Origin of the sequence: Azospirillum isscasi, from assembly GCF_030849505.1 — a bacterium.
Taxonomy (GTDB): Bacteria; Pseudomonadota; Alphaproteobacteria; order Azospirillales; family Azospirillaceae; genus Azospirillum; species Azospirillum isscasi.
The window spans coordinates 1-23,534 of sequence record NZ_JAUJFI010000090.1; the positions used below are offsets into that span (position 1 = coordinate 1).

Sequence of the window (23,534 nt, forward strand, 5' to 3'; positions counted from 1 at the left end):
GACGGTCGCGGCGGCCCCTGGCTCGCAGGCGCTGATCCAGATGTTGCCGCGGCTGCGGGCGCCGGGAACGGTCGCCGTTCTGGGGCCGACCTACGCGGAGCACGCCGCGGGCTGGGCCGGTGCCGGCCACCGTGTGGCGGAGGTGGCGGCGCTGGAGGGCTGCGACGCCGACGTGATCGTCGTCGTCAATCCGAACAACCCGGATGGCCGCATCGTCCCGCCCGAAGCCCTGCTGGCGCTGGCGGAGCGGCAGGCGGCACGGGGCGGCTGGCTGGTGGTGGACGAGGCCTTCGCCGAGGTCACCCCGGAGAGCAGCGTGGCGGCGGAAGCCGGGCGGCCCGGGCTGGTGATTCTGCGCTCCTTCGGGAAATTCTTCGGACTGGCCGGGGTCCGGCTCGGCTTCCTGCTCGGCGAGCCGGCGCTGGTCCGCGCGTTGCGCGCCGCCGTGGGGCCGTGGGCGGTGTCGGGTCCGGCGCTGGCCGTCGCCACCGCGGCGCTGTCGGATTCGGCCTGGATCGCCGCCACCCGCCTCCGTCTGGCCGCCGCCGCGGCGCGTCTCGACGCGCGGCTGGAGGAGGCCGGGCTGACCGTCGCCGGAGGGACGTCACTCTTTCGTCTTATTTGCGGGGCACAAGCGGCTGGGCTTTATAAGGCGTTGGGGCAGGCCGGGGTGCTGGTGCGCCGCTTCGACTACCGGACGGACTGGCTGCGGCTGGGGCTTCCGGCGGACGTCGCGGCGGAGGAGCGCGTGACGATTGCGTGCGAAATGTTCAGAATTCGATAGATTTTGCGTTTAAGATAGGCGATCACCACCATAGCGCGACAAGATGGCACACAGGGGCAAAAAGGCGCATCGGCTAACGTACTCCTGGTTTGCCCCATCGTGGCGCAAGAATCTTCCATGATGCTGTGGGGGCCATGCTGGATTCGGTCGGTTCAATGAACCCTTCTGGGGATGCGGAGGAAACCCGTGTGGCGCTGTGGCGCGTGTTCGACACGCTGCCGACGGGAAGCTGCGTCACCACGGACGACGGGACCATCCTCTATGCCAACCCGGCCCTGCACAGCCTGCTCCACTACGCTCCCGGTGGCCTGACCGGTCTCGGCCTCGCCGCGCTGGAGCCGGAGGACGATTTCCTCCCGGCGCTGGCGGACGTGTCCGGCGAACGGCGGTTGCGGCGTCTGGACGGCGGGACCGTCTGGGTGGCGGAGTCGGTCGGCCCCATCGCCGGGCCGCAGGGGGAACGGCTGTCCCTGCGGGTCTTCACCGACGTCAGCCACCACCGGCAGGCACAGGCCGCGCTGCGCGACCAGCTCCTGATGAAGGAGGTGCTGTTCGAAACGCTGCCGGTCCCCGTCTTCGTGAAGAACGCGGCGGGCGAGTACACGGACTGCAACGACGCCTTCGAGCGCTACACCGGGCTGGAGCGCCGGAGCATCGTCGCCAAGACCGCCTTCGCGGTGATGGACCCGCGCATCGCCAAGCTGCACGCCGAGCAGGACCGCGAGCTGATCGTCAATTGGGGCCAGCGCAGCTATGAGGAGGCGGTGCCCTTCGTCAACGGCAGCACCCGCCTGACCAGCCTGACCAAGGCCGTCTTCTGCGACAGCGCCGGTAACCTGGGCGGCATCGTCGGGGTGATCCACGACCTGACCGAGGGGCTGCCCAGCGAGGAGCGGCTCCAGGCCATCCTGGAGCAGAGCCCGATCGGCGTGTCGGTGTCGCGCCGCGACGACGGCAAGATCGTCTTCGTCAACACCCGCTTCGCCGAGCTGATCGGGCTGAAGCGCGAGGATCTGATCGGCCGGCAGGCCCGCGACTATTACCTGGACCGGCACCAGCGGGAACGGGTGATCGAGCGGCTGCGCTCCTTCGGGTCGGTGACCAACATGGAGGTGCAGTTCCGCCGGGCCGACGGTTCGTCCTTCTGGACGCTGTTCACGGTCAACCAGGCGGTGATCCAGGGCGTGCAGGTGAATCTCGCCTGGATCTACGACTACACCGATCGCCGGAACATGGAGGAGGCGCTGCGGGACATGGCCTCCCGCGATCCGCTGACCGGCATCTACAACCGCCGCTCCTTCATGGAGCTGGCGCGTTCCCAACTGGCCCGCGCCCATCGCTTCAGCGAGCCGATGTCGGTCTTCGTGCTGGACGTGGACCATTTCAAGCGCATCAACGACAGCTACGGCCACGCCACCGGGGACGACGCCCTCCGCATGGTGGCCGGCGGCTGCCAGGCGATCCTGCGCGAATACGACATCCTCGGCCGGCTGGGCGGGGAGGAGTTCGTGGTGGTCCTGCCCGGCGCCACGGCGGACGAGTCCCGCGTGGTGGCGGAGCGGGTGCGCCGCCATCTGTCCCGCATGGCGATCCCGGGACCGGAGGGCCGGTTCCATCTGACGAGCAGCATCGGCATCTCCGCGCTGGAAGGCGCCTACGACACGCTGGAAAAGGCCATTCATCGGGCCGACCTCGCCCTTTACCGGGCCAAGCGCGAGGGACGCAACCGGGTGGTCGTCTACGAACCGGGCATGTGATCCGCTATTTTTGCGAGAGCAATCGCTTGATTTGATTCCTGGGGTGGCGGGGCTCCCGTCCGGGGCGTCGTCCTGCGCGTCAGGCGCCACCCCGTCCTGCGCGTGGCGCATGTGGTACAATTTGCCGCAGCCCCGGGTTGTCCGTTTTTACAGCCATCCGATTATTACGTACGCTATGACATGATTAACAAAAGGTAATACCATCGGTTGGACGGGTGGTCCGCGGGCCGGGCACACGGGTTCACCGGGCGTTTGAGAGGCGGACGGTCATGGCGGTCGGCACAGGCGGCAAGGACGGTACCCTGACCGGACAGGAGCGGACCTTCCACCGCGACGAGATCATTGTTTCGAAGACCGATCTCAAGGGACGCATCACCTACGCCAACGATGTGTTCCTGCGCATCAGCGGGTACGGCGAAGCGGAGCTGCTGGGACAGCCCCACAACATCGTCCGCCATCCGGACATGCCGCGCTGCGTCTACAAGTTGCTGTGGGCGCGCATCGAGGCCGGAAACGAAATCTTCGCCTATGTGATCAACCGGGCGAAAGGCGGCGACCATTACTGGGTCTTCGCCCACGTCACCCCGGTCTTCGGCAATCCGGACAGCGGGAACGGGCGGACCATCACCGGCTACCATTCGAGCCGGCGCGTGCCGGCGCGGCCCGCGGTGGACGCCGCGGCCGGCCTCTACGCCGCGCTGCGGGCGGAAGAGGCGCGGCACGCCGACCGGAACGCGGCCATGGCGGCCTCCGGCGCCATGCTGGAGAAACTCCTGAGCGACAAGGGCACGAGCTATGACGAGTTTGTCTTCAGTCTCTAAATCGCTCGCCGCCGCCGTCCTGGTCGCCCTGCTGTCGGCGGCGCAGGCGGTGTACGGTCTCGCCACCGGAAACACCGCCGCCGCCGCGCTGGGTCTGTTGGCGGTTCTGCCCTGTCTCGCCGCGGTCCGCTGGCTTGCGCTCACCAACCGGACCATCCGGAAGGCCATCGTGGTCATCGCCGCGGCGGAGAAGGGGGACCTTCAGCCGCGCATCCTGAACATCCACGGCAACAGCGATATCGCGGGCATGCTGCGGACCATCAACCGCCTGCTGGACCGCGTGGAATCCTTCGGCAAGGAGGCCAACGCCGCCATGCAGCACGCGGCGGAGGGGCAGTATTACCGCCGCATCGTGATGACCGGCATGGTCGGGGAGTTCGGCGCCTATGCCCGCCAGATCAACGACGGCCTCGCCGCCATGGACGGCAAGAGCCGCGAATTCGTGGAAAGCGCCACCCGCATCGGCGCCAACATCAAGGAAGTGGCGCAGAGCCTGTCGGCCAGCGCGGCCCAGCTCGAAGCGTCGTCCACCGCCATGACGGCGACCGCCGCCACGACCAGCGAGCAATCCTTCTCCGCGGCCTCCGCGGCGGAGCAGGTGTCGTCCAACGTGGACGGGGTGGCTGCGGCGACCGGCGAGGTGTCGGGCGCCATCGGCGAAGTGGCCCAGGGCGTGTCCCGCACCGCCGACCTCGCCCGCAGTTCGGTGGAGAAGGTGCGGGAGGCGGACGCCACCATCCAGTCGCTGTTGGCCGCCTCCGACCAGATCGGCGCGGTCGTCCAGCTCATCAACGACATCGCCAGCCAGACGAATCTGCTGGCGCTCAACGCGACCATCGAGGCGGCGCGGGCGGGGGAGGCCGGCAAGGGCTTCGCCGTGGTGGCGACCGAGGTGAAGAACCTCGCCAACCAGACCGCCAAGGCCACGGAGGACATCTCCGCCCAGATCGCCCAGGTCCAGTCGGTCACCCGCGACACAGCGGCGGTGATCCAGCATGTCGGCGGCATGATCCACGACATCGACGAGATCGCCGTGGGCATCGCCGGCGCCGCCGAACAGCAGAGCGCCGCCATCGACGAGATCAGCCGCTCGATCCGCGAGGCGTCGGCGGGCGTGCGCACCGTGGCCGACGCGGTGACCAGCGTGTCCTCCGGCGCGCAGGACGCCAGCGCCGCCGCCAGCCAGGTGCTGTCGTCCGCCGGTGAACTGGCGCGCCGTGCCGTGACGCTGAACGGCGACATCGACAGTTTCGTCGCGCGCGTCTGCGGCGGGCAGCGCTGAAGATTGGCGAAGATGTCGCCGGTGGGGCGTTTCCTTTCCCCTGCGTGAATGGATATGACGCGTCCCTGCGGCTTTATGTCCTTGGGGTGGTGCAATTGATTGGGTTTCATTCGCACTGGTAGACTGTCTCCGGTGATTTGCCGGAGTGTACGCATGAGTGGTCTGTTCGCCCGTCTGCCCATAACGGCCAAGGTCGTGGCCCTGAGCCTCGGCGGGCTGCTGTTGCTGGCGGTCTGCACGGTCGCGGTGTCGCTGCATCTGATCCGTACGGAAATGGCCGAACAGGCGTCGCGCCGCCAGGAATCCAACGTGGCCATCGCCTGGGAGGTGCTGCGCCATCTGGGCTCGGAATTCCGCGTCCAGGACGGCAAGCTGTACGCGGGCGGCACGGTTCTGAACGACAACAACGAGGTGGTGGACCGCATCGCCCGCATCGGCGGCGGCGGGGTCGCGTCGATCATGATGGGCGACACCCGCGTGGCCACCAACGTGATGAAGCCGGACGGCAGCCGGGCCATCGGCACGCGGCTGGGGCCGGGGCCGGTTTCCGACTCGGTCCTGCGCGACGGCAAGCCGTACCACGGCGTGAACGAGGTGCTGGGCGAACCCTACTTCACCGCCTACGACCCGATCCGCGACGCCGGGGGGAAGGTGATCGGCGTGCTGGTGGTCGGTCTGAAGAAGAGTGACTTCTTCGCCATGGTCAATCCGCTGATCGGCGCCATCGCGCTGACGGCGGGCGGCGTGGCGCTCGTCGCCTGCCTGTCCTCGATCCTCCTGGTGCGGCGCCTGCTGTCGCCCGTCGGGCGGCTGAACGCGGTGCTGGGGCGGCTGGCCGCCAGCGATTACGACGTGACGGTCCCCGCAACGGACCGCTCGGACGAGATCGGGTCGATCGCCCGCGCCATCGTCGCCTTCAAGGACAGCCTGCGTCAGTCCGCGGCCCTGAAGGCGCAGCAGGAGGCGGAGAACCGTGCCCGCATCGAGCGCGCCCAGCGCATCGAAACCCTGCTGCGCGACTTCGAAAGCACGGCGGAGCAGCGGCTGGCCGCGGTCAACGCCGGCGCCGACAAGATCCGTGCGACGGCGGAGGACATGGGCACCGGCGTCAACCGCACCTCGCGCCGCACGCTGGAGGTCGCCCGCTCCGCCGAGCGGTCGCGCGCCAACATCCAGCAGGTCGCCAGCGCGGCGCAGCAGCTTTCCGCCTCCATCCGGGAGATCGGCAGCCAGGTGACCGGCTCCTCCGTCATCGCGACGGAGGCGGTGCAGGAGGCGAACCGCGCCAACGGGATGGTCCAAAGCCTCGCCCAGGCGGCGGACCGGATCGGCGAGGTCGTCCAACTCATCACCGCCATCGCCAGCCAGACCAATCTGTTGGCCCTGAACGCCACCATCGAGGCCGCAAGGGCCGGAGAGGCCGGCAAGGGCTTCGCGGTGGTCGCGTCGGAGGTCAAGAACCTCGCCAACCAGACGGCCAAGGCGACGGAGGACATCGTGGAGCAGATCGGCGCGGTGCAGCAGGCCACCGGCGCGGCGGTCGGTGCCATCGAATCCATCGGCGGCATCATCGAGCGCATGCGGGAAGTCTCCTCGACCATCGCCACGGCGGTGGAGCAGCAGCGCGGCGCGACGGAGGATATTTCCCGCAACGCCCTGTCGGTCAGCGACGACACCACCACGGCGGCGCGCAGCGTCGTGGCCCTGACGCAGGCCAGCGCGGCGTCCTACGGGTCAGCCTTCCAGGTGCTGTGGGCGGCCAAGGATCTGCGGGAACCGGCGGAAGCGCTGCGCAATGAAGTGGATGTGCTGCTGGCCGGCGTGCGAAACGCCTGACCGTGCCGGATGCAGCCGCAAGATCGTTCAATGATGGGTGCGATATGAACTACACCGTCCGCAATCAGGGCGCCGTCCGGGAAATCGACCTGCGGGGGCAATTGACCTTCGAGGCCAACGACGATTTCCGCCAGATCATCGAAGGCATGGAAACCGGCGCCTTCACCGACTGCGTGCTGAATCTGGAAAGCCTGGACTTCATCGACTCCGCGGGGCTCGGGCTTCTCGTGCTCGCCAACAACACGGCAAGCCGCTCGCGGGTCAAGTTGCGGCTGCGGCGTCCGCGCGGGCAGGTGCGGGAGATGATCGAGATTTCGGAATTCCACACCATCATCGCCTGCGATTTCTGATTCCCGGTGGCGATGAACGCTCACGCCGGGCCGTCCGCCGCGCCCCAACCGTCCGGCTCTCAACGGTCCGGCGGGCAAAGGGTGCTGCTGGGCCAGCCGCGCGTCGGTGTGGCGGCGGCGCTGCGCCGTGGGCTGGGAACCATCGGCGTCCGCAACGTCGACCTGGCGTCCGACCGCGAGGAGGTGACGGCGCTGGCCGAGGCGACCCGTCCCGACCTCGCGCTGCTCGACTGGTCGCTGGTCAGGGAAGCGCCCGGGCTCATCGAGTCCCTGCGCGCGGGCTGCGGCGTGCGCGATCTGCCGGTCGTGGTGATCGGGCGTTTCGCGTCGGCGGCGGAGCGCGGGACGGCCCTGGCGCTGGGCGCCACGGACGTCATCGCGCGCCCGGTCCTGCGCGCCGAGCTGATCGCCCGGCTGCGCGTCCATTTGGAGAACCGGTCGCTCAACCGGTCCTTGCAGGAGGTCATCCGCAGCCTCCAGGCGTTCCACACCGGCGCCGTCCAGCGCATGGCGATCGCCCGCGACATGCAACTCGGCCTGCTGCCGGACGCCGCCGAGATTCGGGAACTGGAGAAGCGCTACGCCATCCGGCTGGACAGCCATTTCGAATCCAGTTCGGAGCTGGGCGGCGACATCTGGGGGGCGCGGGCCATCGACGGAACGCGCTTCGCCGTGTTCCTCTGCGACTTCACCGGCCATGGCGTGGCGGCGGCGCTGAACACCTTCCGCCTGCACGCCCTGCTCGCCAAGATCGACCTGCCCGGCGACGATCCGGCGGAGATGCTGGGGGCGATCAACCGGCTGCTGGTCGGGCTGCTGCCGGAAACCCAGTTCGCGGCGATGCTCTACGCGGTGGTGGACACGGCGGAACACCGGCTGACCTACGCCACCGCGGGCGCGCCGAAGCCGGTCATCGGCATTCCCGGCCATAATCTGCGGGTCGGGGAAAGCGTCGGCCTGCCGCTGGGGGTTTCGGCGGACGCCCGCTACCGCAACCGCAGCCTCGACTTTCCGCCGGGCGCCTTCCTGTTCCTGTTCAGCGACGCCCTGTTCGAGGCGCGGGACTGGGAAGGGCGGCCCTTCGGCTATGCCGGGGTGCTCGACCTCGTGCACCAGTGCAGCGGCGAGGGCAAGCTGCCGGCCCTGCTGGAGCGCTATTTCGCGGTGATGCCGCGCCCGCTGGCCGACGATCTGACGGCGGTCTGGCTGACCCGCGCCGGGTAGACGGGGCGGGTGGCGGAGGGAGCCGGCGGTTACCGCTCCCCGGCGAGCCGCACGGTGCCGACCACGGTGCTGCCGCTCCCGAGATAGGCCAACTCGTCGAAGGCGATCATGCGGGCCAGCGCGATGCCGCGGCCATGGGCGGCGCTCTGCCGCCCGGCGTCCATGGAGAGGTAGCGGGTCCAGTCGAAGCCCTCGCCCCTGTCCGATACGGTGAAGGTGACGGACTCCGAGGCGCGCTCGATGCGCAGGGTGGCGAACTTGTTGCGGTTTTCCGGGCGGAGGAGCCGCTCATCGATCTCCTGAATCAGCCGGTTGCCCTGCTTCAGCGCGCTCTTCATTTCATAGCCGATGCCCAGATTGCCGTGTTCCACCGCGTTCAGCAGCAGCTCGACCAGCCCGAAGGCGAGCTTGCGGGTCTTCGGCAGGGCGGAGGACACCGCGACGGCGAGGTTATGGGCCTCCTGCAGGGTGCGGAAGCGGAAGACTCCCTCCTGAAGCAGGGTCATCGCCCCGGCGTGGGAGCGCACGTCGCCCTCCAGCCGCTTCAGCCGCGTGTGGTCGTCGATGGCCGCCGCCGCGACGGCGCGCAGCAGGTCCCCGTGATAGGGCTTGATAAGGTAGTAGAAGACGCCCGCCTGGATCGCCTGCGCGATGTCCGCGCTGCTGTCGGAGGCGGTCTGCATGACCACGGGGATCGAGCACAGATCCGGATCGGCCTTCATCCGGTCCAGCAGGGCCATGCCGTCCATATCCGGCAAATGCCGGTCCAGCAACACCATATGCACCGGCTCCCGCTGGCCGGCCAGACGCTCCCAGGCCGCCTCTCCGCCTGAAACGCCCAATGTCCGGTACCCCATGCGGGTCAGATAGCCGGTCGCGATGGCGCGGCTCATCTCCTCTTCGTCCACGACGAGGGCGGTGATGGGATCAGCCATGGCGGCGCGCTCGCGTCAAAATGCGGGAAACATATCCCGGTTCTGCAATTTTACACGGGTCCCTGCCGCGGCGCCACCATCTCCAATCCGGCCAGCACGTCGTCCGGCGGGGTGCAGGCCCGTTCGGCGTCCTTCAGCGCGGCGTCCAGGGCCTGGATGCGGTCCCCGGCGATGCCGGCGGCGTCCATCCGGCGGGCCGCCACCACCAGCCCGCCGGCCAGCGCAGCGGCCTGGGCGAAGCCGACATTGCCCGCCGAGCCTTTGAGAATGTGGGCTTCGCGCTCCACCACGGCGAAGTCACCGTCCCGCGCCCCCCGCCGCATCCGGTCGAGATGGCCGGGGGTTTCACGGAAGAAGGTCTCCATCAACAGGGCGAAGCCCTCGTCGCCGATCGCGGCGCGCAGATCCGTGCGCTTGGCGTGGTCGATCCGGGGCGGCGGTGCCTCCTCCGCCTCCGGACGCGGTGTCTGCGGGCCGGGGGCGGCGCCTTGCTGCGCACCGCTCCATTGGTTCACGGTCCGCAAAAGCTGGTCCGCCGCGATGGGCTTGGGCAGATAGTCGTCCATTCCGGCGGCGAGGCAGTTGGCCTGGTCGCCCGTCATGGCGTTCGCGGTCATGGCGACGATGGGAACCCGGGCGGCGGGACCGCCCATTCTGCGGATGGCCCGGGTCGCCGCCAGACCGTCCATCTCCGGCATCTGCACGTCCATCAGGACGAGGTCATAGGGCAGGGCGGCGACGGCGTTGACCGCCTCGAGCCCGTTCGACACGGAATCGACCATATGGCCGGCGCGGCGCAGCAGGGCCAGAGTCACCTGGAGGTTCACCGGATTGTCCTCCGCCACCAGGATGCGGCGGCGGGCCGGCCCGGACGGGAGCGGGGCGGATGCAGCCTTGCCGTCCGGGGCGATGGTCTGCGGGGCCTTGCTCTGCGGCCGCATCCCTGGCGCCGGCGGATCGAACAGGCGGGACAGCCCGGTGCGGAGCGCGGTGGAGCGGATGGGCTTGACGATCCGCACCTCGACGCCGGCGGCGTCCCCGTCCATGTCGCCCATCCGGTGGGAGGTCGCCAGCGCCAGGGGCAGGCCGGCCAGCGCGGGTTCGGCGCGGATGCGGGCGGCCAGTTCCGGACCGGTCAGGCCCGGCATGCAGTGATCGAGGATGGCGGCATCGAAAGGCCGGTTCTCCGCCTTGGCGGCGAGAAGCCGGTGCAGGGCGTCCTCCCCCGTGGCGGCGGATTCGGTTTCCAGCCCCATCGCGGCGAGCTGGCGGGCGAGCAGGTCCCGGTTGACCGCCAGATCGTCCACCAGCAAAATCCGCCGCCCCGCCCAGGCGCCCACTTCCCTCGGCGTGGCCGCCGCGTCCGTCTGCGTGCCGCGCCACAGCGGCACGGTGACCCAGAAGACGCTGCCCTCGCCAATCATGCTGTGGACGCCGATGCGCCCGCCCATCAGCTCCGTCAGGCGCTTGCAGATGGCGAGGCCCAGCCCCGTTCCGCCATGGCGGCGGGCCGACGATCCGTCCACTTGGCTGAACATCGTGAACAGCCGCTTGCGGTCCGCCGCGGCGATGCCGATGCCGGTGTCCCGCACCTCGAACCGGACGGTGACGGGGGGCGTGTGCGCGGGACGGCCGTCCGCGCCACCCGCTTCCGGCACGCCCTCCTCGTCGGTGGCGGCGATGTCCGGTTCGACCGACAGCACGATGGTGACGCTTCCCTGGTCGGTGAACTTGACCGCGTTGCCGGCGAGGTTGATGAGGATCTGGCGCAGCCGCCCCGGATCGCCGCGCAGCGGCCCGTGCAGGGCCGGCGGGACGTAGCAGGCCAGCTCCAGCCCCTTCGCCGCGGCGCGCGGGGCCAGCAGCTCCACCACGCTTTCCACCAGCGGCACCGCTTCGAAGTCGGACACTTCCAGGGTGAGGCGCCCGGCGTCGATCTTGGAGAAGTCCAGAATGTCGTTGATGATGGTCAGCAGCGATTCCGCGGAATCGCGGATGGTGTCGGCGTAGCCGCGCTGCTCGTCGTCCAGGTCGGTTTCCTGAAGCAGCCCGGCCATGCCGATCACGCCGTTCATGGGCGTCCGGATCTCGTGGCTCATGGTCGCCAGGAATTCCATCTTGCTGCGCTGGCCCGCCTCGGCCTTCTCCTTGGCCTCGGTCAGCGCGCGTTCGACGCGCTTGCGTTCCGACAGGTCGCGGAAGAAGGCGGCGAAGAGGATGCCCTGCTGGGTCCGCACCTCCGCCAGGGAGAGGTCGAGGGGAATCACCTCCCCGTCCATCCGCAGCCCGTTCACCTCCCGCGAGAAGTTCGGGCCGATCCGGCGGGCGCCCGCGGCGATGGCCTCCATCACGCGGCTGTGGGCCATGTGGTGCCGCGGCTCCATCAGCTCCTGCACATGGCGCCCGATCAGGCCGCCGGGCGGATAGCCGAAGATGCGGTGTGCCGCGGTGTTGGCGGTTTCGATGACGCCGTCCGCCCGCGCCGTCAGGATGCCCTCCACGGCGGTTTCCAGAAGCGCGTTGAAGCGGGCGTTGCCGTCCTCCAACTGGGCGTCCTTGCGGCGCAGCAGGGTCAGCACCGTGGCGAACAGCAGGATGACCAGGCCGGAGCCCAGCGCCACTCCGGCGATTTCCGTCTGGTTGGTCCACCAGCCGGCCAGTTCCTCGTCCTCGCTGCGGCTGATTGCCAGAACCAGCGGCCAGACCGGGGTGGCGCGGTAGGCGGTGATGCGCGCCTGCCCGTCCTGAGTGGTCTCCCGGAACACTCCGCTCTCGGCGGTGGGAAGATGAACCCGGAACAGCTCCGCCCCCGCGTTCAGCGTGCCGATGCCCTCCGCCCCCTCCTGCGGGAGCCGGGTCAGAAGCACCCCGTCCTGGCGGTAGAGCGACACCGTGCCGTGCAGCCCGTTGCGCACCGCCCGGAAGACGCTTTGCAGATACTCGGGATTGACCGAGGCGATCACGACCCCCACGAGCGCCCCGTCCGTCCCGCGGATGGCCCGGCTCATCGGCAGGATCCATTTGCCGGACCGGTCGTCCGCCGTGCCGCCCGCCATCAGGAATCGGCCCCGCACCGGGTTTCCGACGTAAAGCCCCTTGCCCTGTCCGGACAGTTGGGCGCGGAACAGGTCCAGCTCCGCGAAGGAGGAGCCGAGCAGCCGCGGGTCTTCCGTGGTCGCCACGAGAACGCCGCTCCGGTCGAGCACCGACAGGCCGCGGATGTGGGGCGACCGGCGCAGCCGTTCCTGAAGCAGGGGCGGCAGCGCGGTCTCCTCGCGGCTTCCGGTCGGCTGGCCGCGCAGCAGGTTGCCGAAATTCACCGCATCGCCGACCGAGGCCAGCGTGACGTCCACCGTCTGGATGGTGCGGCTGACGGACGCTTCCAGGGCGCTCGCCAGATTGTCGACGTTGGCCGCGGCGTCCTTCAGCGTCAGTTGACGGTCGGCGTGGACATCGTAGGCGACCTCGAACAGAAGGGCCGTCACCGACAGGAAGGCCAACGCGAGGAGAGCGCCCCGATGCTGGAACAGGCCAAATCTGGCCATCACGCGCGGCTCCGTGCGGTCTGCTGTTTTCGCGCGAATCTTAACAGCGGGCCGGCGAATCGCAAGCATCCGCTGTGCATCGGGGGGTGGCAGTGCTATCCTGTCGCGGTCGAAGGGCCGGGTTTTATCGGGGGCGGATGGGCGTGCGGCGTCTTTTCATCGCACTGACGGTAGTGGCGCTTCAGACGGCGTTCCTGGCGGCAGGCGCGGCGCCGGCCCGGGCGGAAGGCCGGCTGGACCGGGTGCAGCGCACCGGACTGCTGCGCGTGTGCATGTGGCCGGACTATTACGCCATCTCCTTCCGCAACCCCTACAGCGGGGAGCTTCAGGGCCTGGACATCGACATGGCCCGGGCCTTCGCCCATGAACTGGGGGCACGGGTGAGCTTCGTGGAAAGCGGTTTCCCGAGCTTCATCGCCGACCTGCTGGGCGACCGGTGCGACATCAGCATGTTCGGCATCGGGGTGACCGCGGCCCGTGCGGAAAAGGTGGCCTTCAGCCGGCCCTATCTGCGCAGCGGCATCTATGCCGTTTCGTCCCAGACGCACCCGCGCATCCTGCGGTGGGACGATCTGGACCAGGACGGCATGGTGGTGGCCGTCCAGAAGGGCACCTTCATGGACGATTACGCGCGCCGGACCTTCCGCAAGGCCGATCTCCGCATCGTCTCGGGGCCGCAGGAGCGGGAGGAGGAGGTCCAGTCCGGACGGGCCGACGCCTTTCTCACCGATTATCCCTATGGGCAGCGGATGCTGGCCTTCCACCAATGGGCGCACCTGATCGCTCCGGAAAGCCCGGTGCAGACCACGCCTTACGCCTACGCGGTGGCACCGGGGGACCCCGTCTGGCTGGACCGGGTGGACCGGTTCGTCGAGGCGGCCAAGCGCGACGGGCGGCTGGAGGCCGCCGCCGCCCGCTTCCGTCTGACCCCCATCGTGGCGCGGGATTAGATCTCCACCTGGGTGCCCAGTTCGACCACGCGGCCCGGCGGGATGCAGAAGAACTCCGTCGCCGACAGGGCCGTCTTCGACAGCAGGATGAAGGCGGGCTCGCGCCAGCCGGGCAGGCCGGTGGTCCGGGACGGGATCAGCGTCTCGCGGCCCAGGAAGAAGGACGTTTCCATCATGTCCAGATGCAGGCCGAAGCGGCGACAGCGCTCCAGCGCGCGGGGAATGTGCGGCTGCTCCAGATAGCCGAAGCGCAGCACGACACGGAAGAAGCCCTTGCCCAGCTTCTCCACCATCACCGCGCGGTCCGGGGCGACGCGGGGCACCTCCTCGATGATGACGGTCATGACGACCACCCGCTCGTGCAGCACCCGGTTGTGCTTGATGTTGTGCAGCAGGGCGTGGGGAACCACGTCGGGGTTGCCGGTCATGAAGACCGCCGTCCCGGCGACGCGCTGCGGCGACTGCGGCGAGACACGTTGCAGGAACAGGTCCATCGGCAGGGCGTCGGCGTAGAGCCGATCCGCCAGGATGCGGCGGCCCCGCCGCCACGTCGTCATCAGCGTGTACACCGCTGCGGCGATCAGCAGCGGGAACCAGCCGCCGTCCGGCACCTTCAGAAGCGTCGCCCCGAACAGCGCGAGGTCGATCACCAGCAGGATGGAGAAGGCCGCCACCACCAGCAGCGGGTTCCAGCGCCACAGCCGCCACGCCACCACCGCGGCCAGGATCGTGTCGATGGCCATGGCGCCCGTCACCGACACGCCGTAGGCGGCGGCCAGATTGCTGCTGGACCCGAAGCCGACCACCAGGATCACCACGCCGACGAGCAGCAGCCAGTTGTTGCGCGGGATGTAGACCTGACCGATCTCGTGTTCCGACGTGTGGCGGATCTCGCGCCGCGGCAGGTAGCCGAGCTGCACCGCCTGCCGGGTCAGCGAGAAGGCGCCGGAGATCACCGCCTGGCTGGCGATGACCGTCGCCGCCGTGGACAGCAGAACCAGCGGCAACTGCGCCCAGTCCGGCGCCAGGTGGAAGAAGGGATTCTCCAGCGTCTCCGGCTCGTGCAGCAGCATGGCGCCCTGCCCGAAGTAGTTCAGCAGAAGCGCCGGCAGAACCAGATAGAGCCAGGCGATGCGGATCGGCGTCCGCCCGAAATGCCCCATGTCGGCGTAGAGCGCCTCGGCCCCGGTGACCGCCAGAACCACGGCGCCCAGCGTCAGGAAGGCGACCCAGCCATGATCGGCGAACAGCGCCGCCCCATAGAGCGGGTTGAACGCGCGCAGCACGTCCGGCCAGTGCAGGATCTGCATCAGGCCCAGCACCGCGAGCGTGGCGAACCACAGGCCCATGATCGGGCCGAAGAAGATTCCGACCCGTCCGGTGCCCTGCCGCTGGAACAGGAACAGCAGGGTCAGCACGGCCAGCGTGATCGGGACGATGTAGGGGGACAGGGCCGGGGTGACGACCTTCAGCCCCTCCACCGCGCTCAGAACCGAGATGGCCGGGGTGATCAGGCTGTCGCCGTAGAACAGCGCCATGCCCAGGATCGCCAGCGCCATGATGGCGCGGTTGCCCATGGTGGAGCTGAGCCCCCGGTGGGCCAGCGTGCCCAGGGCCAGGACGCCGCCTTCGCCCTTGTTGTCCGCCCGCATCACCAGCAGGACGTATTTCAGCGTGACGACGATGATGAGCGCCCAGGTCGCCAGCGACAGGATGCCGAGGATGGTCGGCTCGTCGAGCGGCAGGCCGGTGTGCGTGAAGGATTCCCGCATGGTGTAGAGCGGGCTGGTTCCGATGTCGCCGTAGACGACGCCCAGCGCCCCCAGGACGAGGGCTGGCATGCGGTTGGCCTGGGGGGGATGGCCCGTGGGGGCGGTGGCCGGAGCGGCGCCGTTCGGTCCGTTGCCGGTTTGCTGGTTGGCGCTGTCCATGATGGTCCGTTCGTTCGGATCGCGGTCTGATGTCGGGGGGTTCCTCCTCGCGGGCGGAACGCTTGGACCGCGAACCTCCTCCTTACATCAACCGTTCCCCACAAGACCATATGGTTCCGGCACCGCCGCGGCACCAGCCACCGTCTGACGGGCGGTGGGAACGCTCGTCGCGGTACGGCCCGGAATGGAACAAAATAAGAACTTTGGCGTTGGCGTTCGTCTTTTGTTCTGATATGACTCTCGTCATCGCGGCCATCATCGCAGCCGTCATCACGGCCATCATCACGGCGCTGCCAACCGACGAGAGGGAGATTGCCATGTCGATCCTGGTTTTCCTGCGTGAGCTTGCCGGTCTGGCGGCCCTGTTCGGCACCCTGTTCGTCTGGACCCTGCTCGGCCACGCCGCCGGCCTCTGATCCGCTCTTCGCCGATCCGCCGGGCATCCCGAAAGGAGTCGCCATAAGGGCTGGCCCTCCTCCGGATAATAATCCGAAATCCCAGGCAACCCTTGGCGACGCATCGCTTACATCCGGAAAGCGCTCCCCGCATCCGTCCGGCCCATCCAGCCGGACCGGGGCGGGCGGCGCGACGATGGAAACCCGCCGGCCAAGGCCGGCTGGCGACGACAACGCGGATTGCTGGGATCGGGACGGATGCGAAACTTCTTTCGGAAGCGGCGGGCGACCGCCGAAGCGGATGACCGGATGTCCATGGGCGGCGGCATCACGGGTGGTGGAGCGGCCGGACCGGGCTCCGCCTCTGCCGCGGGCAACGCGGCCCACGGTCACCCGTCAATGCAATCCCAAAGCCCTCTCGCGGGCCGTCCGGCGCCGCACCTGCGGCCGGTCGGCGGCCCTGCCGGCGGCGGGCTCGGCGAGGCGATGCGCGGCCCCTCGGGCCTGCGGCACGATCCGCTGAACAACCCTCTCGGCGGGGGCGGCGGCGGGCATGGCGGCTTGGGCGCCCAGCGCGGCCAGCCGCCCGCCGACACGGAGCTGCCGCGCTTCACCATGACGGTGAACGGCGGGTTGCGCGGACCGGGCGCCGTGGGCGCACCGGCCATGCTGAAGGGCCTCACCCCCGAGCTGAACGGCCTGCTGCGCGAGGCGTTCACCCCGACGCGGCCCAAGCAGCAGTTGAACTCCCTGTTCATCGGGCGGACCGACACGCTGAAGCGCATCATCTCCGCCATCGAGGAGGAGCGGGCGCACGTCATCCTGTTCGGCGACCGGGGCCGCGGCAAGACCTCCGTCGCCAACGCCATCGAGAAGATCGCCGGTCAGGCCGGCTACCTGTCGCTGAAGCTGACCTGCAGCGCGGAGCTGAGCTTCGAGGACATCTTCCGCCATTTCCTGAAGAAGATTCCCTCCACCTACTACCGGTCGGGGATCGACAACCCCTTCGCCTCGCGCCGCAGCTTCACCAGCTTCAACGAGCTTCTGCCCGAGGGCGGCTTCAGCGTGACGGAGCTGAACGAGGTTCTGGCGGGCATCCACGCCACCCATGTGCTGCTGATCCTCGACGAGTACGACCGCATCACCGACGAGGATTTCCGCAACAAGCTGGCGGAGCTGTTCAAGAACCTGACCGACAGCTCGATCCCGGTGACCCTGCTGGTGGTCGGCGTGGCGGAGAACCTCGACCAGCTTCTGGGCAAGCACCCGTCGATCCAGCGCTCGCTGGTGCCGGTGCATCTGCCGCTGATGACCGACGTGGAGATCGGGCGCCTCATCAACGCGGGGGCCGAGAACGCCGGCATCGCCTTCGCACCGGAGACCGTGGACCGCATTTGCGAGTTCGTTCGCGGGCTGCCCTACTACGCCCAGCTTCTGGGGCTGCACGCGGCCCGCAGCGCGGTCAGCCGCGGCTCGACGGTGGTGGAGCGGGACGACCTCGCCTACGCCGTCACCCGCTGCCTTCAGGAGGCGGAGCGCGGCATCGTCGACTCCTACGCCCGCGCGCTGGCCGCCGAACGCCGCGCCGAACTTGAGGACGTTCTGCTGGCCTGCGCCCTGTGCCCGGCGGATTCCTACGGCACCTTCGACCCGAAGGAACTGGCCGGACCCGGCGGCGCTCCGCCGACCAACGAGGCGCTCGGCATCCTGGAGCGGCTCTGCCGGGAGGAGTATGGCGGCGTGCTGGCGCCGGTGGTCGAGCCGGGCTGGACCCGCTACCGCTTCCGGAACCAGATGATGCGCCAGTATGTGCTGATGCGGCAGGCCCACGAGCGCGGCCAGATCTGACCGTTCATCCGCGTGCGTCCGGTCCGGGAAGGCCCCTTTCCGCCTGCGGGCGGGACGGGGCCTTCGTGCGTTTCGCCCATCAGCGCGAGCCCATCAGCGCGAGCCCATCAGCTCGAGCCAATCAGCGCGAATCGAGCAGCATCGCCACGAGCACCGCGCCGGCGACCAGGACGCAGAGAGCGGCCACGATGGCGAGGCTGCGCAGAAACTGGCGCATCTCCCCCTGCTTCCAGGCGCTGCGGGCCAGAAGCAGCAGGTAGGCCGCCGCCGCAACGCCGATCATCGTCCACATCGCACCACGCACGTCTTCCGTTGGAATCACCCTCCCGCCGCGAGGTTCTATGACCTTCAGCGAGGGGGCGGACGCGATCATAAGACGCGCAGGGCAGGGTATGGGTGCGCTTCTTCGGCATGAGTGACTCCTATCCGTTTGGGCCTCGGAACATTTGGCAACTCACATGAACCGGCCATCCCCCTTGCGCACCCACAGCGTGCGGCGTTCTGCAATAAAGGGTTAGAGATCTCATAAAATATCCGTTCGATAGGGGAGGTCGAGTACTTTAAAAGAGGCGCAGTAATCCATGATTAAAAGTAGCTTTGCGCATATGCCTAATGCGTTCTTCTTTTAATCCTACAGAGTGGTACCGTAGAGCACGACACAGGGGTAAGGTCATCCAAAATATCGGCACGTCAATGCCATCGGTGGGGCACGGGTGGGGGAACCTCGGGTGATTGGTAACCTACAAGATTGCCCAGGGAGTCAGAGCAATTTTCCAAAAACCGCGGGAGCTGACCAATGGAACCAGTGCGTGCTTTTCTCATCGACTCCAATAAGCTGTTCCGCGAAGGTCTGAAGAGGCTTCTCGACGATTCACCGTTTCAGATCGTTGCCGAGGCCGGCAACCTGCGCGAGGCGTTGAACAGCGTCGAGAACGGCCTGCGTCCGCAGCTCATCCTGCTCGATCTGGTGAACGGGGGCGAGGAGGAGGCCGACGGCATGCGGCGCCTGCGCGCCCAGCTTCCCGACGCGCGCATGGTCATCCTGACCAGCGACCTGTGCACCCGCCGCCTTGCCAACGCGCTGGAAGCGGGGGCCGACGGCTACCTGATGAAGGACCTGTCCTCCGACGCGCTGGCCCAGTCGCTGCGCCTCGTGATGATGGGCGAGAAGGTGTTCCCGACCCATCTCGCCGCCCTTCTGATCTCCGGACGGGTAAACGGGAACGGCACCGACATGCCGGTGTCGCGCAAGGGGCTGTCGCAGCGGGAGGTGCAGATCCTGCGCTGCCTGCTGAACGGCGACAGCAACAAGATGATCGCCAACCACCTGAACATCACCGAGGCGACGGTGAAGGTTCACCTGAAGAGCCTGCTGCGCAAGATCAACGCCTCCAACCGCACCCAGGCGGCCATCTGGGCGCTGAACAACGGCATCGGCGGGGAACTGGCCGGCGCCGGGGCGGTGACCGCGGCGGCGGTCCACCAGTAAGGCAGACTCCCGCGGTCAGCACCATCGCCGGTGCGCGTGCCGGACCGGCCCGTCATCCCCATCCGGGTGGCTGGCCGGGCCGGCATTTCCTTGCGCGGCGGAGGGCCGGCCGGCACCGCCCGCATCATCCGCCACCTGCGACTCATCCATCGCCCACGTCTTCCGCCCACGTCTTCCGCCCACGTCTTCGTCGTCCGGACAAAAATATCCCGGCACGGTGGCCGGGATTCTCTCGGTCGATCGGGGTGAAGCGCGTTCGACCTTCGGTCAGGACGTGCCGGTCCGGTGGGTCGGGGCCGCGTGCATGTGCGGCGGGACCATTCCCTCACGGGCGGACTGGAGCGCCCCCTGCTGACGCGCGGCGAAGACGCCGGCTTCCGTTCTGTTGCGGAAATGCAGCTTGGACAGGACGCTGCGCACCATCGACTTGATGACCGCCTCGGACAGATCGAGCTGGTTGGCGATCGTCCGGTTGTTCAGCCCCTGGCCGAGCAGGCGCAGGGTTTCGAACTCCGGTTCCGACAGCCGCGGCAGCAGGGTCAGCCGGATCTCATCGACGCCCAGCCGGGACAGGAACTGCTTGGGCATCAGACAGTGCCCTTCCAGCCCCAGGTCCAGCAGTTCGTTGATGCGGTCCACGTTGATGTCCTCGAACACCCACGCATCGGCGAAGGCCAGGATGTGTGCGGCGTCCAGCAATTCCCGCGACGACAGCACCACGACGATCCGCGACCGGCGCGAGAGGCGCAGATACACCATCGGTTCGTTCTCGCGGAGCGCGGTGAACTGCTGAAGGCCGATCAGGATCGCGTCGGGCGTCAGCGTGCTCTGCGTCAGTTCCGATATGTCGTGGAAGACGGTCACACGATGGCGACCGGCCCGGTCGAGCGCCTGCACCACCGTATCGGTCAGGGAATTGTTGTCGAGTATCAGGCAGACGTGCATGGGGGTCACCGCGTTGCGGGTCGAGTGCGATGCTTTCTCTTGGGCGTACTCATGGTTCATGTGCATGGGTCAGCTCTGTTTGGAGGAGGCATCCACGGCAGGCCCTTGTCGGGCATTGTCGCCGCCTGTGTTTTAGGCTTATCGCGTGCTTTCTATCCGTCGGCGCTCTGTGTCTTCGCTGAAGTGAGTTCATTTAAAGACTGCATCGAATTTCTGGCATATATCCATCAAACCTGGAAAAAAACTTGACACTGTGATAAACAGTTTATAAATTAGGCGTGTAACACGTAAATCAAACGATAGACGATCACTCAAGATCGTCAAGCGCATCTGAATGGTGATAGGGTCGCTCCAAGCGATAACTCTTTTGTGACGGCGTTCTCTGAAAGGCCAGTACAGGCGTGTGCGGCGGGGTGGGGCGTTCGTGCAGGAAAAACGCTGACCATCCGTACAGCATTCTGCGCCGTTGGAGTAGGTTTTCACGTTTCCCGATCATCGGCATCGAACCTTTGCACGCATTGGATGCCTGTGGGTCAGGCGTTCTGTTGTCGTCCTTGTGAACAACCAAACATAGAGAAAATCCCGCCGTCGCTTTCTTTCGTGCAGAGGAATAGGCACAACGTCATAGTTCCTGTTTTGTTCTGTCGGCCTTCGCCGTATCGAAGGGCTTTTTTCGACCGCAAATGATCTATGGCCCTTGTCCGGATATTGGCTCTCTTCCGAATGTGGTAGCAGTCACTCAAGCCACGAGGCGAAAGGGTGGGTGGATCGCCAATAGGGTGGCCCGGTCAGTCCCGGGAGGGCTGATCCAAAGCAACGGGGAAAAACGAAGGCGGACGGGGCCATGAAAATACTGATCGGTGACGACCATCTCCTTTTTCGTGAGGGCCTGCGCCGTCTTCTGGAGCAGCTTCACGGGGACGCGATTTTCGTCGAGGCGGGAACCTTCGACGAGGTTCTTCAGCAATGCCGGGTCGGCGGTGCGTTCGACGTGGTGCTGATGGATCTGCACATGCCCAACTGGCCGGGCTTCGACGGGCTGCGCGAGGTGCAGAGCCTCCAGCCGGGCGTGCCGGTGGTGGTGATCTCCGCCTCCGAAGCGCTCAACGACATCCGCGGCGCGCTCGACCACGGGGCCACGGGCTACATTCCGAAGTCCAGCAGCGTCAAGGTGATGATGGGCGCGCTGAACCTCGTCTTCTCCGGCGGCATCTACGTGCCCCCCGGCGCGCTCACCGCCGCCACCGCGGCCTCCGAGGCCGCGCCGCGCCGCCGCGGCCTGGACGGCGCCGACCGCAGCGCCTACGGCCTGACCCAGCGCCAGCGGGAGGTTCTCGATTGCCTGCGCGCCGGCAAGTCGAACAAGCAGATCGCCTACGAACTCGGCCTGTCCGAAGGCACGGTGAAGATCCACGTCACGGCGATCTTCAAGTCGCTGGGCGTCAAGAACCGCACCCAGGCGGTGATCGCCGCCGCCGCCATGGCCTCGTAAAAGGCCGGCCCCGGGCGCAAGGGATCTCTTCCGAGGGTTGGAGACCGGCAGGGCCGCGGAAAGGCACGAACAAGGTGCCGCCGCGGCCTTTTCGATTCCGGGTTTCGCCTCACCTCATATACTTACGCCCGAACCCGCGCCGCTCCGGCGGCGGGATGAAGGGTCCCAAAGGAAGGAAGAAAGCGATGGCGGCGGAAACCCCGGTGTGCGACTTCGGCCGGAAGGCGGAGGATTTCAGCCTGAAGGGCACCGATGGAAAGACCTACAGCCTGGCCGACGTCCAGGGGCCGGGCGGCACGCTGGTCATGTTCATCTGCAACCATTGCCCCTATGTGAAGGCGGTGATCGGGCGAATCGTCGAGGAGGTCAACGCGCTGAAGGCCCACGGCATCGGCGCCGTCGCCATCATGTCCAACGACACCGACGCCTATCCCGACGACGGCTTCGACAACATGAAGCGCTTCGCGGCGGAGCACGGTTTCACCTTCCCGTACCTGATCGACGAGACGCAGGAGGTGGCGCGGGCCTACGGCGCGGTCTGCACGCCCGACTTCTTCGGCTTCAATGCCGACCTGTGCCTGCAATACCGCGGGCGGCTGGACGCCTCGAAGCGCGAGGCCGTCCCGGACGCCCCGCGCGAGCTGTTCCACGCCATGGTCCGCATCGCCCGGACGGGGGAGGGGCCGACCGACCAGATCCCCAGCATGGGCTGCTCCATCAAATGGCGCGATCCGGCCTGATTCCGTCCCAAGCGCGGCCATAATGCCCGGATGGGCGCCGTTGCGCCTTGACCGCGTGCGCCGCCCAATGCTATCCGGCCCTTTGAACCATCAGAACCGCCCGCCGCGTTTGCGTGCGGGCGCAATCCCCGCTGTAACGGTCGTCGGGCCGTAGGATGCCGCTGTAGGGCCATGAGCGATATTTTCCGCGAAGTCGACGAGGATCTGCGCCGCGACCGCATGGAGGGCGCCTTCAAGCGCTACGGCGGCGTCATGCTGGCGGCCGCGCTGGCGGTCGTCGCCGCGACGGGCGGCACGGTCGCCTGGCGCAACTGGCAGCAGTCGCAGAAGCAGCAGGAGACGACGGCCCTGGCCGCCGCCCTGTCCCAGGCCGCCCAGGGTCCGGAAAAGGGCGTGGAGGCGCTGGCCGCCTTCGCCGCCAAGGCCGACCCCGGCATGGCCGCGCTGGCCCAGTTGAACGCCGCCGCCCTGCTGGCCCGCGAGGGCAAGACGGCGGAGGCGGTCGCCGTCTACGACCGGCTGTCCGGCAACGGCGGCGCCGCTTCGGTCTATCGCGAGCTGGCGGCCCTGCTGTCGGTGATGCACCAGCTCGAATCCGGCGATCCGGCCCAGCTCCAGGCGCGGCTCCAGCCGCTGACGGCGGACGCCAACCCCTGGCGCTTCTCCGCCCGCGAGATGACCGCGGTGCTCGCCGCCCGCGCCGGGGACAAGGACCGGGCGCGCACCCTGTTCCAGCAATTGGCCGACGACTCGCAGGCTCCCGCCGGCGTCCGGTCGCGTGCCGCCGATCTCGCCACCCTCTACGGCAAGAGCTGATGACCCGCATTCCCATGGCCGCCGTCCCGACCGCGCACCCGACCGCGAACCGCCGCTCCCTGCGTCGCGCCGCCCTGATCTCCGCCCCGCTGCTCGCCCTGCTGCTCGGCGGCTGCGACACCGTCAGCGGGTGGTTCGGCAAGACCCCCGATCCGCCCCTGCCGGGCCAGCGCGTCTCCGTGCTGACGCGCGAGCGGAAGGTGGAGGTCGATCCGCGGCTGGCCGGCACGCCGGTCGCCCTGCCGCCCGCGACGGTCAACGCCGCCTGGGCGCAGGCCGGCGGAACGGCGGAGCATGCCGGCGGCAACCTCGGCCTGTCGGCCACGCCCGGCGAGGCTTGGCGCGGCGACGTGGGCGCGGGGGCCAGCAGCTCCCGCTCCCTGCTGGCCACGCC

19 protein-coding genes and 1 pseudogene are annotated in these 23,534 nt (G+C 68.2%); 14 read left to right on the forward strand and 6 right to left on the reverse strand.

What is annotated here, in order from left to right; translation table 11 throughout:
* The 7 genes from QSG27_RS17495 to QSG27_RS17525 all read left to right on the forward strand — a co-directional run.
* On the forward strand, nt 1–784 hold a 784-nt coding region (locus QSG27_RS17495; RefSeq protein WP_306708327.1), incomplete at its 5' end, for an aminotransferase class I/II-fold pyridoxal phosphate-dependent enzyme.
* A gap of 188 nt (nt 785–972) precedes the next feature.
* Complete coding sequence (locus QSG27_RS17500) at nt 973–2,541, forward strand: sensor domain-containing diguanylate cyclase (RefSeq protein ID WP_306708329.1); 1,569 nt, start codon at nt 973–975, stop codon at nt 2,539–2,541.
* A gap of 269 nt (nt 2,542–2,810) precedes the next feature.
* Nucleotides 2,811–3,362, forward strand: a complete 552-nt coding sequence (locus QSG27_RS17505; RefSeq protein ID WP_306708331.1) for a PAS domain-containing protein — start codon at nt 2,811–2,813, stop codon at nt 3,360–3,362.
* Nucleotides 3,337–4,644: a methyl-accepting chemotaxis protein gene (locus QSG27_RS17510; protein ID WP_306708333.1), complete on the forward strand. Its 1,308-nt coding sequence runs from the start codon at nt 3,337–3,339 to the stop codon at nt 4,642–4,644. The genes QSG27_RS17505 and QSG27_RS17510 overlap by 26 nt, the downstream gene beginning before the upstream one ends.
* A gap of 153 nt (nt 4,645–4,797) precedes the next feature.
* Nucleotides 4,798–6,480, forward strand: a complete 1,683-nt coding sequence (locus QSG27_RS17515) for a methyl-accepting chemotaxis protein (RefSeq protein WP_306708335.1) — start codon at nt 4,798–4,800, stop codon at nt 6,478–6,480.
* Between the two features lie 44 nt (nt 6,481–6,524).
* Nucleotides 6,525–6,830 carry an STAS domain-containing protein gene (locus tag QSG27_RS17520; RefSeq protein WP_306708337.1) on the forward strand — a complete coding sequence of 102 codons (306 nt, stop codon included), beginning with the start codon at nt 6,525–6,527 and terminating at the stop codon, nt 6,828–6,830.
* 12 nt (nt 6,831–6,842) lie between these two features.
* Nucleotides 6,843–8,054 carry a PP2C family protein-serine/threonine phosphatase gene (locus tag QSG27_RS17525; protein ID WP_306708339.1) on the forward strand — a complete coding sequence of 404 codons (1,212 nt, stop codon included), beginning with the start codon at nt 6,843–6,845 and terminating at the stop codon, nt 8,052–8,054.
* Nucleotides 8,055–8,083: 29 nt separating this feature from the next.
* On the opposite strand, the gene QSG27_RS17530 is transcribed toward QSG27_RS17525, so the two are convergent.
* Both QSG27_RS17530 and QSG27_RS17535 read right to left on the reverse strand, forming a co-directional pair.
* Nucleotides 8,084–8,989, reverse strand: coding sequence for a response regulator (locus QSG27_RS17530; protein ID WP_306708341.1), 906 nt, complete (start codon nt 8,987–8,989; stop codon nt 8,084–8,086).
* Between the two features lie 50 nt (nt 8,990–9,039).
* Entirely contained in the window at nt 9,040–12,534 is a 3,495-nt protein-coding gene (locus QSG27_RS17535; RefSeq protein WP_306708342.1) for a response regulator, read from the reverse strand.
* Between the two features lie 137 nt (nt 12,535–12,671).
* Here QSG27_RS17535 and QSG27_RS17540 point away from each other — a divergent pair, with 137 nt between their 5' ends.
* Nucleotides 12,672–13,484, forward strand: a complete 813-nt coding sequence (locus QSG27_RS17540; RefSeq protein WP_306708343.1) for an ABC transporter substrate-binding protein — start codon at nt 12,672–12,674, stop codon at nt 13,482–13,484.
* Here QSG27_RS17540 and QSG27_RS17545 read toward each other — a convergent pair.
* Both QSG27_RS17545 and QSG27_RS17550 read right to left on the reverse strand, forming a co-directional pair.
* Complete coding sequence (locus QSG27_RS17545) at nt 13,481–15,415, reverse strand: potassium transporter Kup (RefSeq protein WP_306708344.1); 1,935 nt, start codon at nt 15,413–15,415, stop codon at nt 13,481–13,483. The two genes, QSG27_RS17540 and QSG27_RS17545, sit on opposite strands and share 4 nt — an antisense overlap.
* Before the next feature lie 82 nt (nt 15,416–15,497).
* Entirely contained in the window at nt 15,498–15,734 is a 237-nt protein-coding gene (locus QSG27_RS17550; RefSeq protein ID WP_306708345.1) for a hypothetical protein, read from the reverse strand.
* Nucleotides 15,735–16,209: 475 nt separating this feature from the next.
* On the opposite strand from QSG27_RS17550, the gene QSG27_RS17555 reads away from it, so the two are divergent.
* A complete protein-coding gene (locus tag QSG27_RS17555; RefSeq protein WP_306708347.1) occupies nt 16,210–17,658 on the forward strand; it encodes an ATP-binding protein in 1,449 nt (482 codons plus the stop codon).
* Nucleotides 17,659–17,779: 121 nt separating this feature from the next.
* Here the strand turns inward: QSG27_RS17555 and QSG27_RS17560 are convergent, their stop codons facing one another.
* Nucleotides 17,780–17,962 carry a hypothetical protein gene (locus QSG27_RS17560; protein ID WP_306708349.1) on the reverse strand — a complete coding sequence of 61 codons (183 nt, stop codon included), beginning with the start codon at nt 17,960–17,962 and terminating at the stop codon, nt 17,780–17,782.
* A 492-nt stretch (nt 17,963–18,454) separates the two neighbouring features.
* Between QSG27_RS17560 and QSG27_RS17565 the strand changes: the two genes are divergently transcribed.
* Nucleotides 18,455–19,147 carry a LuxR C-terminal-related transcriptional regulator gene (locus QSG27_RS17565; protein WP_306708351.1) on the forward strand — a complete coding sequence of 231 codons (693 nt, stop codon included), beginning with the start codon at nt 18,455–18,457 and terminating at the stop codon, nt 19,145–19,147.
* A gap of 267 nt (nt 19,148–19,414) precedes the next feature.
* Here the strand turns inward: QSG27_RS17565 and QSG27_RS17570 are convergent, their stop codons facing one another.
* Nucleotides 19,415–20,158: a response regulator transcription factor gene (locus QSG27_RS17570; protein WP_306708353.1), complete on the reverse strand. Its 744-nt coding sequence runs from the start codon at nt 20,156–20,158 to the stop codon at nt 19,415–19,417.
* A 778-nt stretch (nt 20,159–20,936) separates the two neighbouring features.
* Between QSG27_RS17570 and QSG27_RS17575 the strand changes: the two genes are divergently transcribed.
* The 4 genes and pseudogenes from QSG27_RS17575 to QSG27_RS17590 form a co-directional block, all read left to right on the forward strand.
* On the forward strand, nt 20,937–21,584 hold the full coding sequence (locus QSG27_RS17575) for a response regulator transcription factor (protein ID WP_306708355.1): 648 nt from the start codon (nt 20,937–20,939) through the stop codon (nt 21,582–21,584).
* 185 nt (nt 21,585–21,769) lie between these two features.
* Entirely contained in the window at nt 21,770–22,324 is a 555-nt protein-coding gene (locus QSG27_RS17580; RefSeq protein WP_306708357.1) for a thioredoxin family protein, read from the forward strand.
* A 171-nt stretch (nt 22,325–22,495) separates the two neighbouring features.
* Complete coding sequence (locus tag QSG27_RS17585) at nt 22,496–23,140, forward strand: hypothetical protein (RefSeq protein ID WP_306708358.1); 645 nt, start codon at nt 22,496–22,498, stop codon at nt 23,138–23,140.
* Nucleotides 23,140–23,534, forward strand: a pseudogene (locus tag QSG27_RS17590) (hypothetical protein); the annotation flags it as partial. The gene QSG27_RS17585 and the pseudogene QSG27_RS17590, both read left to right, overlap by 1 nt.